This window comes from Bacillus suaedaesalsae (assembly GCF_016890225.1).
In the GTDB taxonomy this organism is placed as follows: domain Bacteria; phylum Bacillota; class Bacilli; order Bacillales; family SA4; genus Bacillus_BS; species Bacillus_BS suaedaesalsae.
Genome location: NZ_JAFELM010000014.1, coordinates 1 through 15,386 on the forward strand (window position 1 = coordinate 1; position 15,386 = coordinate 15,386).

Sequence of the window (15,386 nt, forward strand, 5' to 3'; positions counted from 1 at the left end):
AGATAGTTTTTAAAAATTTTGCGTTGGTTAGAAACCAACACGCTTGACGTTTTGTTTAGTTTTCAAAGAACTGCTATCGCCTAGAAGCGACTTTAATAATATATCACATCTCATAATGAGAAGTCAATATTAAATTTATTTATGTCGTTTGAACAACTTAGTTCGTTAAGCGACTTTGTAATATTATCATATTAATTTTACTACTGTCAACATCTTTGTATGTTCTCATTCGATAACTAGTTTTTAGTTATCTTGTTGATCTGTATTCAACATGGTGGATGGTAACTGAATAAATAACAAATGAAAAACAAATGGTAGACCATTTGTTTTTCTTAAAGAATATACTTTTGAATGACTACTAAGGCTAATAGCCCTGGTAAACCTAAAAATCCTGAGACAGATGATGTAACTAAATTAATGGGAACATGTAGATCAAACGATGTTCCAAATGCATTTAAAAAGAATAGTAATAATGCACCTATCATAATCTTGATTAATCCTTGTCCTAAAAAATGAATTGGTTTCATCGGTGCTCCGACTAATAAAAGAACTACAATAATACCACCTAATATTGATAGTATAATGGTCGGTTCCATTTCTACTCCACCTCCATATGTACATGCCTTCTCTTATAACATGCATATGAGTAGATTTAGAAAAAAGAACTTAAGATATTAACCCTTTACAGAAACCTTTCTATGTTTTGCTTCTCTTATTAAAAAGAAATACTTTGCTTCTGCTACCTTCATACTTGCTACTACTTCTTCTGATGGTTCTACACATTTATTAATGATTTCTTTTTGTTTCATCCAGTCATTTTTACTAACTTCTAATGTTTGTAAGAGCTGTTCATTAAATTCTCTTCTAAGTTTACCTTTACGTTTAAAGAACATGAAAAGCCTCCCATTTTTAAAGTTATAATTCTCTTCGACCTTCTAAAGCTTTAGATAAAGTTACTTCGTCTGCGTATTCTAAGTCTCCTCCAACTGGAAGTCCGTGTGCAATCCTTGTTATCTTTATTCCTGTTGGTTTTAGTAACCTAGAGATATACATTGCGGTTGCTTCACCTTCAATATTTGGATTTGTCGCTAAAATAACCTCTTGTACTGTATCATCTTGTAGCCTTTTTAATAGTGTGGAGATATTAATATCTTCTGGTCCTATTCCGTCCATCGGTGATATTGCACCATGTAACACGTGGTAATTGCCATTATAATCACGCATTTTTTCCATCGCTATTACATCTTTTGGATCTTGAACGACACATATAATGGACTGATTTCGTGATTGATCCTCACAAATTTGGCAAGGGTCCTTATCGGTAATATGCCCACAAATTGAACAGTGTGTTAAATTTCGTTTAGCATTCACGAGACTCTTTCCAAACTCTAATACGTCTTCTTCTCTCATATTTAATACGAAAAAAGCCAGACGGACAGCAGTTTTCGGTCCGATACCTGGCAATTTCATAAAACTTTCAATCAGCTTTGATATTGGTTCTGGATAATGCATAGTTTACTTCCTCCTGTCTATATAACAGACAGACTAACAAACATTAAAACATTCCAGGCATGTTTAATCCTTTAGTAAATTGCCCCATTGTTTGATTTGTAAGTTCGTCTACTTTTCTTAATGCATCATTTGTTGCAGCTAATACTAGGTCTTGAAGCATTTCAATGTCTTCTGGATCTACAACCTCTTCTTTAATAACAACTTCTAAGATTTCCTTATGTCCACTAGCAATAACAGTTACCATACCGCCACCTGCTGTTCCTTCAATACGTTGTTCACCTAATTCTTCTTGAGCCTTTGCCATTTGTTTTTGCATTTTTTGCATTTGCTTCATCATATTACCCATGTTTCCCATTCCACCACGCATAGTGATTACCTCCAATGTATATTTGATGTTTTTATTCTTCTATTATTTCAATGAGCTCTGTACCTACTAATTTCACTGCTTCTGAAATTAGGGGATTATCAGCTTGTTCCTGCTTCTCCTCATTCTCGTTACGTTGCCCACGAACAAACTCTTCCCTTATTTTACCCCATTCTGAATCAGGAATGGCTACCATCTCATAATGCTTTCCTGTAAGCTCTTGAATAATACCCTCTAAGTTATCTCTCACATTATTTGTATTTTCAGCTGCCATCTTACAATGGATTTCAAATTTAAATGCTAAGATAAAGGCCTGATCAGATGCAGCAACAGGTTCACTTTCACTTAATAAAGCAGCATGTGATACTTTATTTTGTTGCTTAAGTTTATCTAACATAGTACCCCAGTTATTCTTTATTAAAGATAGATTAGGTTTCGTTGCTTGTTTTAATACTTCACTTATTCTACCTGTTGGTATTTTATATGCACCTTTATTATTTTTGGGTGCTTTTGTCTCTTTTGGAGTTGAGGTGCCTTGTCGCTCTTTAACCACAATTCCATTCTCTTTGAGATTTTTCATCTCCACTTCTAAATTTCTAATCTTTTGAAGTAATGGCTCTAATTGAACTGAAGATGTTGATGATTGTTGCTGACATAATTGAACAATTCCGATTTCAAGTAATATCTTCGGATGGTTTGTCCATTTCATCTCTTGTTGGGTTTTATTAAGTAAATCAATTACTTCATATATTCTCTCAGGCAGAATTACTTCAGCTAGTTCCTTAAATTCATCATCAATCGTCACTCTAACCATTATATCTTCTAGACCACCAGAAGATTTATACAACAACATGTCTCGGTAAAAATAAATAATATCTTCTATAAACCGCTTTGGGTCTTTACCTTCATTCATTAAGTCATCTAATGCTTTTAATCCTACCGCAACCTGTTGTTCATGAATGGCTTTGACTAGTATTGTTAGAAATTGCTGTGATACAGAGCCTGTTATTAATAAAACGTTCTCTAACGACACTTCATCGTCACTTAGCGCAATGGCTTGATCTAAAATACTTAGTGCATCTCTCATTCCGCCATCTGCAGCTCTTGCAATGGAATAAAGTGCTTCATCATCGATGTTAACTTGCTGTTCATGAATAATTGTCTGCATTCGACCCACAATTGAGTTAGCAGATATCCGTTTAAAATCAAAACGTTGACACCTTGAAATGATGGTTAACGGTATCTTGTGTGGTTCCGTTGTTGCCAGAATAAATATAACATGGCTTGGTGGTTCTTCTAGCGTTTTTAATAATGCATTGAAGGCTCCAATAGATAACATATGTACTTCATCAATGATATAGACTTTGTAACGAACAGTGCTTGGAGCAAATTTCACTTTGTCACGAATGTCTCGAATTTCGTCTACTCCGTTGTTCGATGCAGCATCAATTTCAAGTACATCAGGATTTGACCCGTTCGTAATTGATTTACAGGCTTCACACTCATTACATGGTTCACTAACTGGTGCTCTTTCACAGTTGATGGCTTTTGCAATAATTTTTGCAGCACTCGTTTTCCCAGTACCTCGTGGTCCAGAAAATAAATAGGCGTGAGAAATCTTTTCTTGAAGAAGGGCATTTTTTAAAGTTCTTGTAATATGCTCTTGTCCGACTACATCTTGGAAACTTTGTGGTCTCCAGACTCGGTATAATGCTTGATATGCCATAAATAAAGTACCCTCCTTCACCATTAATCCTTTTTTATTATAACGTATCTTTCTTTTCTATTACAAAGATATTTACACACAAAAAAACTCATAAGGGAATTCCCTCATGAGTTTTGTTATAAGTATAAACTACCGTGCACCTTTCGTCGATTTACTATCATAGGCGTTACCTTAGCAGTTAGCTCGGTCCAGGCGACCCCGCGGCACACGAGATTGTCCACTTACTGCTGCTTCCTTCCGGACCTGACAGGGTTCGTGGGATCCCGTTGCGCAGGACCCGGACGTCAACACCACTTACTAAGGGCAGACCCTACAATAGATAAACCTCTAAAAGGAATTCGGCCTCGCTCGAGCGGATTGCGAGTACAGGGCACCGCTACCTCCCCGCTTAGCACGGCAAAATTGATACCAAAGTTATGTGCGCCTCACTGACGCATAACCAAGTATATAATGTTTGGACTAAAAATGCAACGGAATTGCCTTGTAAATTATTGGTTTTCTTTTAAAATCTTCTTTACTTCCTTCTTTTTATCACGTAACTGTTTAAAGAAATTAGTGAGTAATGATGCACATTCTTCTTCTAAAATACCTGAGTTTACTTCTGCTTGGTGGTTAAATCTTGGTTCATCTAGTAAATTCATAAGTGTTCCTGCGCAACCACCTTTAGGGTCACTTGCTCCGTAAACGACCCTTTGTATACGTGATAAGACAATTCCACCAGAGCACATCGGACAAGGCTCAAGTGTTACATATAAAGTTGTCTCCTCTAGACGCCATGTTCCTAGCTTTTGACAAGCTTGGTCAATAACTAGCATTTCAGCATGAGCGATGGCACGCTGCTCAGTTTCCCTAAGATTATAGGCAGAAGAAATCACTTTATTGTCCTTTACTAAAACTGCACCGATTGGAACTTCACCCATTAATTCAGCTTTTTTTGCCTCACCTATAGCAAGCGACATAAAATATTGATCTAATTCATACGTCAATAAAAAAACCCCTTCATTAATATTAAAGACAGTATAGCAAAAAAATGATGCAAATATCTGAAATGTAGCATTTCTAATCAGATTTGAAAATAAACATAATACTGGTGATTTTTAACAAAGGAGGTTAGACAATGCAAATACATGTTGTCCAAAAAGGGCAATCACTTTATGGTATAGCATCTGCCTACGGATCAACGGTTGATGATATTGTAGAAGCAAACGAGCTTTCAGAATCTGCGAGTCTCGTAGTAGGTCAAACATTGGTCATTCCAATCATTGGCCGATTTTATTGGGTGAGACCAGGAGATAGCCTTTGGTCCATTGCCAATCGTTTTGGGATATCTTATCAACGTCTAGCTCAAATAAACCGTATCCCTGCGACTCAACCTTTAGGAGTTGGAACACGTTTATATATTCCACCACTACCTAAAAGGAATGCAGAAATTAATGCGTATGTAGAACCACTTGGCAATGCTGTAAGTCCAGAAATAGAAAACGCAGCCCGGGATGCTGCACCTTATTTAACCTATTTAGCTCCATTTAGTTTTCAAATTCAACGTGATGGTTCATTAAAGGAACCTTTATTAAACAACTTTCCAACAATTGCAACTCAAAATGGCGTAACACTAATGATGGTAGTAACGAATCTTGAAAGTGGTCAATTTAGTGACGAACTAGGAAGAATCATTTTAACGAACGATGACTTGCAGAATACATTGCTAACAAACATTATTACGACAGCTAAAAAGTATAATTTTAGAGATATTCATTTTGATATGGAGTATTTACGCCCAGAGGATCGGGAACGATATAACGCTTTCCTCCGTAAAGCAAAAAATCGCTTAAGTGCAGAAGGATATTTAATGTCTACAGCACTCGCTCCAAAAACAAGTGCTACTCAAAAAGGAAAATGGTATGAAGCTCATGATTATAAGGCACATGGTGAGATTGTAGACTTTGTTGTCATTATGACGTATGAATGGGGTTATAGCGGAGGACCCGCTATGCCAGTATCACCAATTGGTCCAGTACGTGAAGTACTAGAATATGCATTAACAGAGATGCCAGGTTCAAAAATAATGATGGGGCAAAATCTCTATGGGTATGATTGGACGTTGCCATATGTTGCTGGTGGTCAATATGCAAAAGCAGTAAGCCCACAACGTGCAATTGAAATAGCTGCCGAAAATAATGTAGCTATTCAATATGATTATAAAGCCCAGGCACCTCACTTTAATTATACAGATCAAGAGGGAAAAGAACATAAAGTGTGGTTTGAAGATGCGAGATCTATACAAGCAAAGTTCGATCTTATTAAAGAATTAGGCTTACGTGGTATTAGTTATTGGAAACTCGGCCTTCCCTTCCCTCAAAATTGGCTTCTTATAAATGAAAATTTTAATGTTGTAAAACGGTAATGATAAAAATCCTACTTTCCAAAAGTAGGATTTTTTATTTTTCACCAACTCTTGGAAAGTCTATGTTAAAATAGATTTTGCCTGTTAAAAATATTGTTCTATTTTGCCGAAATGAGTGGCATTCTGTCTTATAAAATAGAATATATTTTTTAGGGAGTTAAGGAGGATGTACAATGAATCAAACACCATTTATTACAGTAGAGGGTCCCATTGGTGTTGGAAAAACCTCACTCGCTAAAGAAATTGCTAATCGATTTCAATATCATCTCTTAAAAGAGATTGTTGAAGAGAATCCATTCCTAGGTAAGTTTTATACAGATATTGAAGAATGGAGCTTCCAAACTGAAATGTTTTTCCTATGTAATCGATACAAACAGCTAGAAGATATTCATACAAAATTTTTAAGCCAAAGCCAACCGGTTGTAGCAGACTATCACATTATGAAGAATATTATCTTCGCTGAACGTACATTGAACGATTATCAATTTCAAAAGTATCAACAAATTTATGATATTTTAACGAGAGATATGCCTACTCCAAATGTCATTATATATTTACGTGCTAATTTAGATACTCTTTTATATCGTGTTGCTAAACGTGGCCGTGAGATAGAAAAACAAATGAGTGCTTCTTATTTGCAGCAACTACTAGAAGACTACGATCGTGCGATGGAATACTTCAAGTTAGCAAATCCCCATATCCCTATTTTAACCTTTAATGGTGATGACCTGGATTTTGTTATGAACAAAGAAGATTTAGAGAATATTCTTTCGACAGTTGAACTAACAGTAAAAGGGAGAGCAGTTTTATGAACTTAAGAGAAAAATACGGAATTCCAAGTGATGCTGTCATTACGATTGCTGGTACAGTAGGTGTAGGAAAATCTACGATGACAAATTCATTAGCAAATGCACTTGGTTTTAGAACGTCTTTTGAGAAGGTTGATACGAATCCTTATTTAGATAAGTTTTATATGGATTTTGAAAGATGGAGCTTCCACTTACAAATCTATTTCCTTGCTGAACGCTTTAAGGAACAAAAGAAAATCTTTGAATATGGTGGTGGCTTTATTCAAGACCGCTCTATTTATGAAGACACAGGCATCTTTGCCAAAATGCACTTTGATAAGGGCACGATGACAGGTGTTGATTACGAAACCTATACTAGCCTATTTGAAGCCATGGTAATGACTCCATACTTTCCACATCCAAACTTACTGATTTATCTAGAAGGTAGCTTAGATGATATTTTAGATCGTATTAAGCTTCGTGGCAGACCGATGGAGCAACAAACACCAGTTGAATATTGGCAAGAAATGCATGGACGTTATGAAGAATGGATTAATAACTTTAGTGCGTGTCCAGTATTACGTCTTAACATAAATGAATATGATATTATGGCAGATGAGAGTTCTATTGAACCAATCATTCAAAAAATTGGTCACTTTATGGAACAGACAAGAAGAATTAAAACTCCAGTGAAGCTATAAAAAATGTAAAGCATACCAAAAATGGGTATGCTTTTTATTATATCTACTTCTAAATAATATATAAAAAAGCACATTACCTAAGTAATGTGCCTGACATTCTCCAATTAATTATGCGCTAATTAAGATCGATAAAATGGCGGAGGAAGAGGGATTCGAACCCCCGCGCGGTTTAACCCGCCTGTCGGTTTTCAAGACCGATCCCTTCAGCCGGACTTGGGTATTCCTCCGTATCGACAATTAATAATATAACAAAAACTAAATATGGTTGTCAATATCAATTATAATTTTTTTAAAAGTTGTTTATTAACATATAAAAGGGAGAAAAATCTCCCCCTTTAATATTACCCAATTATTTCTTTATTACCCATATATGGACGCAATACTTTTGGAATAACAACTGTTCCATCCTCTTGTTGGTAATTTTCTAAGATAGCTGCAACTGTTCTTCCAATGGCTAATCCAGATCCGTTTAATGTATGCACATGCTCTGGCTTCGCATTTGGCTCTCTTCGGAATCTGATATTTGCACGTCTTGCTTGGAAAGCTTCAAAATTACTACAAGAAGAAATTTCACGGTACGTGTTATAGCTTGGAATCCAAACTTCAATATCATACTTTTTCGCTGCAGTGAAACCTAAATCAGCTGTACACATGCTTAACACACGATAAGGTAGTTCTAATAATTGCAGTACCTTTTCAGCATGACCTGTTAGTTTTTCTAGTTCTTCATAAGATTCTTCTGGTTTAACAAAACGCACTAACTCAACTTTATTGAATTGATGTTGTCTTATTAAACCTCTTGTATCACGTCCAGCAGACCCCGCTTCAGAACGGAAACATGCACTAAAGGCAGCGTAACCTATTGGCAATTGTTCACCGGTTAAAATTTCATCCCGATGATAATTTGTAACCGGTACTTCTGATGTTGGAATTAAGAAATAATCTTCTCCGACAATTTTAAAAGCATCTTCTTCAAATTTCGGTAGTTGACCCGTACCTGTCATGCTATCACGATTTACGATAAACGGTGGAATCACCTCTTCATATCCGTGCTCTTCAATATGAAGATCTAACATAAAATTTAGTAATGCACGTTCTAAACGAGCACCAAGCCCTTTGTAAAATACGAAACGACTCCCAGTCACTTTGCTCGCACGTTCAAAATCGAGAATACCTAAACTTGTGGCAACATCCCAGTGTGGCTTAGGTTCAAAAGAGAATTGTGGTAACTCTCCCCACTCTTTAACTGTAATATTATCATCCTCTGTTTCACCGATAGGAACACTTTCATGCGGAATGTTAGGAATAGATAATAATAACATTTCTAATTCCTGCTCAACAGCACGTAATTCATCATCTAATACTTTAATTCGATCGCCTACTTCTCTCATCTCTGTTATAAGGCTATCAGCATCTTTCTTTTCTCTTTTTAAAACAGAAATTTGTTGAGACACTTCATTACGTTTGCTTTTTAACTCTTCCGCTTCTGTAATTAATGTTCTTCTTTTTACATCTAAGTCTTCAAATTTCCCTAAATCCGTTAGATCTTCACCACGGAATTTAAGCTTTTCTTTTACTTCTTCAAAATTTGCACGTAAATGTTTTAAATCTAACATGTCTCCATCCTCCATAACCTTTTAATAATACCTTGAAAATACAAAAAACTCCCGTCCCTATATAAAGGGACGAGAGTTAACCCGCGTTGCCACCCTAATTGAAAATAACAAAAGTTATCTTCCTCTTGGATCTCCGTAACGGCAGAATGCCGGAAATATCTACTGATTACTGTTCGATATTTCACTCTAGGATGGATTCACAAGTGTCTAACATCGGTTTGCACCAACCACCGACTCTCTTGAGAAAGAATACTTGTTACTAGTTCCTATCATCGATTTCATGAATTGTGATTTTAGTAATTCATAATTTACTACAAGTTTGTTCCAATTTCAAGCCTTTATACGTTTATTTTGATTCTTTTACCATATTTACAAAGTATTGTGCAAAACGGTAATCATCCGTTAGTTCTGGATGGAATGCACAAGCAAGAAACTGACCTTGTCTTGCAGCAACTATTCTTCCGTTATGCTTAGAAAGTACATCAACTTCTTCTCCTACTTCGACAACGTATGGTGCACGTATAAATACCCCGACAAAATCTTCTGCTACACCTGTAATCATTAATTTAGCCTCAAAGCTTTCTCTTTGTCTGCCAAATGCATTACGTTCTACTGTCATATCCATGACAGCTAGGTGTGCTTCATCATAACCTACTATGTTTTTTGCTAGTAGGATTAATCCTGCACATGTACCAAACATCGGTTTTCCTTGAGAAGCGAAATTACGTAGTGGCTCCAAAAATTCATATTTATCAATTAAGCGACGCATGGTTGTACTTTCCCCACCAGGAAGTACTAATCCATCTAGCTCTTCAAGCTGTTCTGGTCGCTTTACTACCGTTACTTCAGCACCGCAAGCCTCAAAAGCTTTAACGTGCTCTCTCACAGCTCCCTGTAAGCCTAAAACGCCGATTTTAACCATAATTTAATGGCTCCTTTTATCTTACCAGCCGCGCTCTTGCATGCGTTGTTCTGGTAGTAATGATGAAATATCTACACCCTTCATCGCAGTTCCAAGTCCCTTTGATAAAGAAGCAATTAGCTCATAATCTTCATAGTGAGTTGTTGCTTCAACAATTGCACGAGCAAACTTCGCTGGATTTTCAGATTTGAAAATACCAGAACCAACAAATACTCCGTCAGATCCTAATTGCATCATAAGTGCAGCATCAGCAGGAGTAGCAACTCCACCTGCGGCAAAGTTTACAACTGGTAGACGTCCTAAACGCTTAATTTCTAGAAGAAGTTCAAATGGAGCTCCTAGTAACTTCGCTTCCATCATTACTTCATCTTCGCTCATCGCAACTAACTTACGAATTTGAGCATTTACTTTTCTAATGTGACGAACCGCTTCAACGATATTACCAGTACCAGGCTCACCTTTTGTACGCAACATCGATGCACCTTCACCAATACGTCTAGCAGCTTCACCTAAATCACGGCAACCACAAACAAATGGTACAGTAAACTGTCTTTTATCAATATGGTACTCTTCATCAGCTGGAGTTAATACTTCACTTTCATCAATGTAGTCCACTCCTAAAGATTCTAGTACACGAGCTTCTACGATATGACCAATACGAGCTTTTGCCATTACTGGAATAGATACAGACTTCACAACTTCTTCTACAATTGTTGGGTCAGCCATACGAGCTACTCCACCAGCTGCACGAATATCAGCAGGAACACGCTCAAGAGCCATTACTGCTACAGCACCAGCTTCTTCCGCAATTTTTGCTTGCTCAGCGTTAACAACGTCCATGATAACGCCACCCTTTTGCATTTCTGCCATTCCACGCTTTACACGTTCAGTACCTAATTGTGACATTCCTTTTACCCCCTGTATGTAAGACTATTATTTTGCAAACTTTTGAAAAGCCATATTTTAGAACAGACTCTCCATATGTAGACTTTGTCTTGTATTATTCTACCTTAAAACTGTAAAAAAACCTACTATTTAGATAGAAAAAACTCCCTACTAAAGGGAGTTTAAACTAAAATAGACCTTTTATACCTTCTGCACTGCTAGTCCATAGATCACCGAAAAATCCACCGATTGCTTTCATAAGAAGAACAAACCAATTAGCCTTTTCCACATTAGCAGTTGTAATTAGATCTGTTTTCACTAAATTCTCGCCTTGCTTTGTTAAGAAGCTTAGTGAATCTTCTCCTTTATATTCAACCGTTACTGTACCGATCTTTGTTCCCTTTTTAACAGGGGCTTCTACAGTCTTTTTATCAATCTTAACAACCGGCTTATAATTTTCCTTTTCACCGCGTTTAATTAATAAAGAAATAGGATTTGCAGATTCAATTTCAACTGTTTTCTCTTTTCCTTTTTCAACCGCAACTGTTGTCTTACCTTTTGCTTGATAACCAGCAGCTACAATTTCCTGCTCTTCAAAATTACTGAAACCGTAATCTAGTAACTTTTTTGTTTCACCAAAACGGCTCTCATAAGAGTCTGCTTTCATGACAACTGTTATTAAACGTACACCGTTTTTCTTAGCTGTACTTGTAAAACTGTAACCCGCCAGGTCTGTAGATCCTGTTTTTAATCCGTCTACACCTTCATAGGCGAAAACTAAACTTGGTAACATCCAGTTCCAGTTTGACATATTAATAGCATCTTCAGTACCTTCTCGAAATACCTTTTTAGGAATACTAGCTGTTTCTAATACTTCTGGATAATCATTAATTAAGTGGAATGCTAACTTTGCTGTTGCCTTTGCAGACATAAGGTTTTCCTCATCCGCTTCAGTTCCTTTTGGATGCATTCCAAGTAAATCTTTATTGTTTAATCCTGTTGTATTAACAAATTTAAAGTTTTCTAAGTTAAGCTCTTCAGCCTTTTCATTCATCATCTTTACAAAGTTTGTTTCAGAACCTGCTACTAATTCAGCTAATGCAATAGTTGCGCCATTTGCTGAATAGATTGCCATTGCCTCATATAGTTCTTTTACATTGTACTTACCATCTAAACGTAGTGGTACGTTGGAAAGACCACGATTTTGGGAGATTTTATATACGTATTCACTAATTCCTGTTTCTTGAGTCCATGTGATTTTCCCATCGTTAATAGCTTCCAATACTAGATATTCTGTCATCATTTTCGTCATACTTGCTGTAGGCATTGCTGTCTCAGACTCTTTTTCGTAGAGAATAAGTCCTGTTTCCCCATCTACTAGAATTGCAGAATATGCTTGAATATCTAATATATCACTCTCAGCAGAAACTCTGCTGCCAGAAAATAAAGTTGCGACTACAATAGACATAACTAAAAAATAAAAAAGGAAAGACCTCTTTCTCTCTTTCACTATAACCCCTCCTCTTAAGTTGACCTTACTATTCTATCATACGTTTAGATAAAAAAATAGACAGAGAATGAATGTCTCTGTCTATTCCTAAAAAGAGGAATTTTGAACTATAAAGAGTAGTTTGGAGCTTCTTTTGTTATTTGTATGTTATGAGGGTGACTCTCTCTAAGTCCTGCACCACTCATCTTTACAAATCTGGAATTCTCTCTCAAATCATGTAAGGTAGGTGTACCACAATACCCCATACCTGATTTGATCCCACCAAGAAGTTGATAAATTGTGTCTGCTAGAGGACCTTTGTACGGTACACGTCCTTCAATTCCCTCTGGTACAGCCTTTTGGTTGTTTTCTTGGAAGTAACGATCTTTACTTCCTTTTTCCATTGCACCAACAGAACCCATACCACGATACACCTTGAATTGTCGACCTTGATAGATCTCACGTTCACCTGGGCTTTCTGAGACACCTGCTAATAAACTACCTAGCATTACAACGTTTCCTCCAGCAGCAAGAGCTTTAACAATATCACCAGAGTATTTAATACCACCGTCCGCAATAATCGAGACGCCGTATTTCTTTGCTTCTGTTGCGCAATCATAAATAGCCGTAATTTGAGGAACTCCAACCCCAGCCACGACTCTTGTAGTACAGATAGAGCCAGGTCCAATACCTACCTTAATAACATCAGCACCTGCTTCAATTAAATCTCTCGTCGCTTCTGCTGTTGCTACATTACCTGCAATTAATGAAATGGATGGATATGCAGTCTTAATTTCACGAACCTTATCTAATACACCCTTTGAATGTCCATGAGCGGTATCCAAAACTAAACAGTCTACATTTGCTTGTATTAGCTTTTCTACTCTTAGCATTGTATCAGCTGTTACTCCGACTGCTGCTCCAACAAGAAGACGACCTTGACTATCTTTTGCTGAATTCGGAAATTCAATCACTTTCTCAAGATCCTTAATTGTAATTAAACCCTTTAGTATCCCATCTTCATCAACTAAAGGTAGTTTTTCAATTTTATATTTCTGTAAGATTTTTTCTGCCTGATCTAATGTTGTTCCTACGGGGGCTGTGACCAGATTTTCCTTTGTCATTACATCTGCAATCGTGATAGAGAAATCTTGTATAAAACGAAGATCACGATTTGTAATAATACCTACGAGCTTTTGTTCATCCATATTGTTAACAATTGGTACGCCTGAGATTCGGTATTTTCCCATAAGGTGCTCTGCATCATAAACTTGATGATCTGGCGTTAAGAAAAATGGATCTGTTATCACACCACTCTCAGAACGCTTAACCTTATCTACCTGTTCAGCTTGCTTTTCTATAGACATATTCTTGTGAATAATTCCAAGGCCACCTTGTCTTGCCATGGAAATTGCCATATCTGCTTCAGTAACAGTGTCCATGCCTGCACTAATAATTGGAATGTTTAATTTCAAACTATCTGTTAAAACTGTACGTAAGTCTACATCACGCGGTAAAACCTCTGATTTTGCTGGCATTAATAAAACATCATCAAAAGTAAGTCCTTCTTTAACAAACTTATTTTCCCACATTCCAATTTCCCCCTTAAGCTCGTAAAAATTTATTAGTAGCTTAACAACTGGATAAACTACTGTCAAGGAGAGAATTAGATGTTTGATAATTCAAATAATAGTACTGGAGGGATAAATCTGAATGTTTGACCATCAAATGATATGGCAATCATACACTCCCTTTCATTCATCAGCTAATGTTCAGGAGTTTTTATTCAGGATATATAATCGAAATAATATAGAAGATGCGGAAAAGAAAAGCTACAATAATTGTTACCCTTTTATCTATTACATAGATCATGGCAAGAGCTATTATTTACTCTCAGAACAGGCGCCGATTTCAATAAAACCGGTTCTTTTATTTTATGGAATGACACAATTGGTGAAAGCCTGTCTTCTAACAGTCGATCCTGAGTATCCTGAATCAACTTCTGTATTAGCTCACGGTGTATCAACGCGGAAAAGAAAAAAGCAATCATATGACTTTCTAAAAGATGAAGTTAAAATACAGAAAAATGGATTATTTTCACACTTTGCTGAGAAAATGTTCCATGTGGAGCACCTAGACGGTGAGAAACTAACGATGCTTTCTTTACTGAAAAGGATACCAGAATTAAGTTCACTATTTAATTTTAGCTATCAAGAGGATGTATCATTTCCTCTAATAAAAACAAGTGAACACACATATATTCTCAAATACAATATTATCGATAAGTACCATATGACAGAGGAACGATTCAAGGATTTTTTGAACGATAGTTTGAAGAAGACATCATTAATAGAGTTTGATAAAGATAATAAGAATATTGTTATCTCTTTTAAGGATAAGAATCATTTGACTCCAATCAGTTGCCATCCATTTTATTTTAATCACCAAGTTGGAAACTATGTAATTTCAAGTGAGCGAGAACTAACAAGTTATTTTCCAGAGATGATGATTCATTATTTAATTCTTTATAATCTAAGTATGATTTCTCGTTATGAAACAGAATGGTGGAGTGAACTTTTACAACATATAAGTACAAAAGACTTACCTTTTATTCAACAGTTCATACAAACAACTACATTCAAAATCCCTTATTTAATTTCTGAATTTCTTCATGGTCTAAATAAATAAACTTATCATATTCACTCATGGTGAGTATATTCCATTCGACGTGATAGAGGAAATCGTTAATCTGTATTTTCTATTATTACTTTTACGTAATACAAAAAAAGGTTAGCTGATAATCAGCTAACCTTTTAACTTTGTTTTGCTTGGCAACGTCCTACTCTTACATGGACTTGCGTCCTAACTACCATCGGCGCTCGAGCATAACTTCCGAGTTCGGGTTCGGATAAAAATGAGCGGCGAATCTCTTCGTCAGCTTCATTCGCTCAGATCCTCACGTACAGTCGTACGCTCTGG

Annotated in this window: 15 protein-coding genes, 1 tRNA gene, 1 other RNA gene and 1 other annotated feature; of the genes, 4 read left to right on the forward strand and 13 right to left on the reverse strand. The window is 36.4% G+C overall.

Annotated elements, in window-relative coordinates; genetic code table 11:
- Positions 1-332: 332 nt before the first annotated feature.
- The 7 genes from JR050_RS03010 to tadA all read right to left on the reverse strand — a co-directional run bounded on the left by JR050_RS03010 (position 333) and on the right by tadA (position 4,588).
- Positions 333-596, reverse strand: coding sequence for a pro-sigmaK processing inhibitor BofA family protein (locus JR050_RS03010; RefSeq protein WP_204202043.1), 264 nt, complete (start codon positions 594-596; stop codon positions 333-335).
- A 78-nt stretch (positions 597-674) separates the two neighbouring features.
- Positions 675-893 (reverse strand): YaaL family protein, encoded by a 219-nt coding sequence (locus JR050_RS03015; RefSeq protein ID WP_204202044.1) that lies wholly within the window; start codon positions 891-893, stop codon positions 675-677.
- A 22-nt stretch (positions 894-915) separates the two neighbouring features.
- Positions 916-1,512, reverse strand: a complete 597-nt coding sequence (gene recR, locus JR050_RS03020) for a recombination mediator RecR (RefSeq protein ID WP_204202045.1) — start codon at positions 1,510-1,512, stop codon at positions 916-918.
- 43 nt (positions 1,513-1,555) lie between these two features.
- On the reverse strand, positions 1,556-1,879 hold the full coding sequence (locus JR050_RS03025; RefSeq protein ID WP_149221457.1) for a YbaB/EbfC family nucleoid-associated protein: 324 nt from the start codon (positions 1,877-1,879) through the stop codon (positions 1,556-1,558).
- 31 nt (positions 1,880-1,910) lie between these two features.
- On the reverse strand, positions 1,911-3,602 hold the full coding sequence (dnaX, locus tag JR050_RS03030; protein WP_204202046.1) for a DNA polymerase III subunit gamma/tau: 1,692 nt from the start codon (positions 3,600-3,602) through the stop codon (positions 1,911-1,913).
- A gap of 132 nt (positions 3,603-3,734) precedes the next feature.
- An RNA gene (ffs, locus tag JR050_RS03035) (signal recognition particle sRNA large type) lies at positions 3,735-3,999 on the reverse strand.
- 91 nt (positions 4,000-4,090) lie between these two features.
- Positions 4,091-4,588 (reverse strand): tRNA adenosine(34) deaminase TadA, encoded by a 498-nt coding sequence (gene tadA, locus JR050_RS03040; RefSeq protein ID WP_204202047.1) that lies wholly within the window; start codon positions 4,586-4,588, stop codon positions 4,091-4,093.
- A gap of 131 nt (positions 4,589-4,719) precedes the next feature.
- On the opposite strand from tadA, the gene JR050_RS03045 reads away from it, so the two are divergent.
- From JR050_RS03045 to JR050_RS03055, 3 genes are all read left to right on the forward strand, one after another.
- The gene (locus JR050_RS03045) at positions 4,720-6,006 is read left to right on the forward strand and encodes a glycoside hydrolase family 18 protein (protein ID WP_204202048.1); all 1,287 of its coding nucleotides are present in this window, start codon (positions 4,720-4,722) and stop codon (positions 6,004-6,006) included.
- A 173-nt stretch (positions 6,007-6,179) separates the two neighbouring features.
- On the forward strand, positions 6,180-6,818 hold the full coding sequence (locus JR050_RS03050) for a deoxynucleoside kinase (RefSeq protein ID WP_204202049.1): 639 nt from the start codon (positions 6,180-6,182) through the stop codon (positions 6,816-6,818).
- Positions 6,815-7,495 (forward strand): deoxynucleoside kinase, encoded by a 681-nt coding sequence (locus JR050_RS03055; protein WP_204202050.1) that lies wholly within the window; start codon positions 6,815-6,817, stop codon positions 7,493-7,495. Before JR050_RS03050 ends, JR050_RS03055 begins: the two co-directional genes overlap by 4 nt.
- 134 nt (positions 7,496-7,629) lie before the next feature.
- Here JR050_RS03055 and JR050_RS03060 read toward each other — a convergent pair.
- The 6 genes from JR050_RS03060 to guaB form a co-directional block, all read right to left on the reverse strand.
- A tRNA-Ser gene (locus JR050_RS03060) sits at positions 7,630-7,722 on the reverse strand.
- Positions 7,723-7,836: 114 nt separating this feature from the next.
- Entirely contained in the window at positions 7,837-9,111 is a 1,275-nt protein-coding gene (gene serS, locus JR050_RS03065; protein WP_204202051.1) for a serine--tRNA ligase, read from the reverse strand.
- A gap of 62 nt (positions 9,112-9,173) precedes the next feature.
- Positions 9,174-9,393, reverse strand: a binding site (T-box leader).
- 64 nt (positions 9,394-9,457) lie between these two features.
- Positions 9,458-10,033, reverse strand: a complete 576-nt coding sequence (gene pdxT, locus JR050_RS03070) for a pyridoxal 5'-phosphate synthase glutaminase subunit PdxT (RefSeq protein ID WP_204202052.1) — start codon at positions 10,031-10,033, stop codon at positions 9,458-9,460.
- Between the two features lie 21 nt (positions 10,034-10,054).
- On the reverse strand, positions 10,055-10,939 hold the full coding sequence (pdxS, locus tag JR050_RS03075) for a pyridoxal 5'-phosphate synthase lyase subunit PdxS (protein ID WP_204202053.1): 885 nt from the start codon (positions 10,937-10,939) through the stop codon (positions 10,055-10,057).
- 166 nt (positions 10,940-11,105) lie between these two features.
- Entirely contained in the window at positions 11,106-12,428 is a 1,323-nt protein-coding gene (locus tag JR050_RS03080) for a serine hydrolase (RefSeq protein ID WP_346726699.1), read from the reverse strand.
- A 107-nt stretch (positions 12,429-12,535) separates the two neighbouring features.
- Positions 12,536-13,999 (reverse strand): IMP dehydrogenase, encoded by a 1,464-nt coding sequence (gene guaB, locus JR050_RS03085; protein ID WP_204202054.1) that lies wholly within the window; start codon positions 13,997-13,999, stop codon positions 12,536-12,538.
- Between the two features lie 121 nt (positions 14,000-14,120).
- Here guaB and JR050_RS03090 point away from each other — a divergent pair, with 121 nt between their 5' ends.
- Positions 14,121-15,095 carry a YaaC family protein gene (locus JR050_RS03090; RefSeq protein ID WP_204202055.1) on the forward strand — a complete coding sequence of 325 codons (975 nt, stop codon included), beginning with the start codon at positions 14,121-14,123 and terminating at the stop codon, positions 15,093-15,095.
- Positions 15,096-15,386 lie beyond the last annotated feature (291 nt).

Coding starts and splice junctions, on each gene's coding strand:
- JR050_RS03025 (WP_149221457.1), bottom strand. CDS start 1,879: ATGCGTGGTGGAATGGGAAACATGGGTAATATGATGAAGCAAATGCAA.
- JR050_RS03015 (WP_204202044.1), bottom strand. CDS start 893: ATGTTCTTTAAACGTAAAGGTAAACTTAGAAGAGAATTTAATGAACAG.
- pdxS (WP_204202053.1), bottom strand. CDS start 10,939: ATGTCACAATTAGGTACTGAACGTGTAAAGCGTGGAATGGCAGAAATG.
- JR050_RS03050 (WP_204202049.1), top strand. CDS start 6,180: ATGAATCAAACACCATTTATTACAGTAGAGGGTCCCATTGGTGTTGGA.
- JR050_RS03055 (WP_204202050.1), top strand. CDS start 6,815: ATGAACTTAAGAGAAAAATACGGAATTCCAAGTGATGCTGTCATTACG.
- JR050_RS03010 (WP_204202043.1), bottom strand. CDS start 596: ATGGAACCGACCATTATACTATCAATATTAGGTGGTATTATTGTAGTT.
- dnaX (WP_204202046.1), bottom strand. CDS start 3,602: ATGGCATATCAAGCATTATACCGAGTCTGGAGACCACAAAGTTTCCAA.
- JR050_RS03045 (WP_204202048.1), top strand. CDS start 4,720: ATGCAAATACATGTTGTCCAAAAAGGGCAATCACTTTATGGTATAGCA.
- JR050_RS03090 (WP_204202055.1), top strand. CDS start 14,121: ATGTTTGACCATCAAATGATATGGCAATCATACACTCCCTTTCATTCA.
- recR (WP_204202045.1), bottom strand. CDS start 1,512: ATGCATTATCCAGAACCAATATCAAAGCTGATTGAAAGTTTTATGAAA.
- pdxT (WP_204202052.1), bottom strand. CDS start 10,033: ATGGTTAAAATCGGCGTTTTAGGCTTACAGGGAGCTGTGAGAGAGCAC.
- guaB (WP_204202054.1), bottom strand. CDS start 13,999: ATGTGGGAAAATAAGTTTGTTAAAGAAGGACTTACTTTTGATGATGTT.
- serS (WP_204202051.1), bottom strand. CDS start 9,111: ATGTTAGATTTAAAACATTTACGTGCAAATTTTGAAGAAGTAAAAGAA.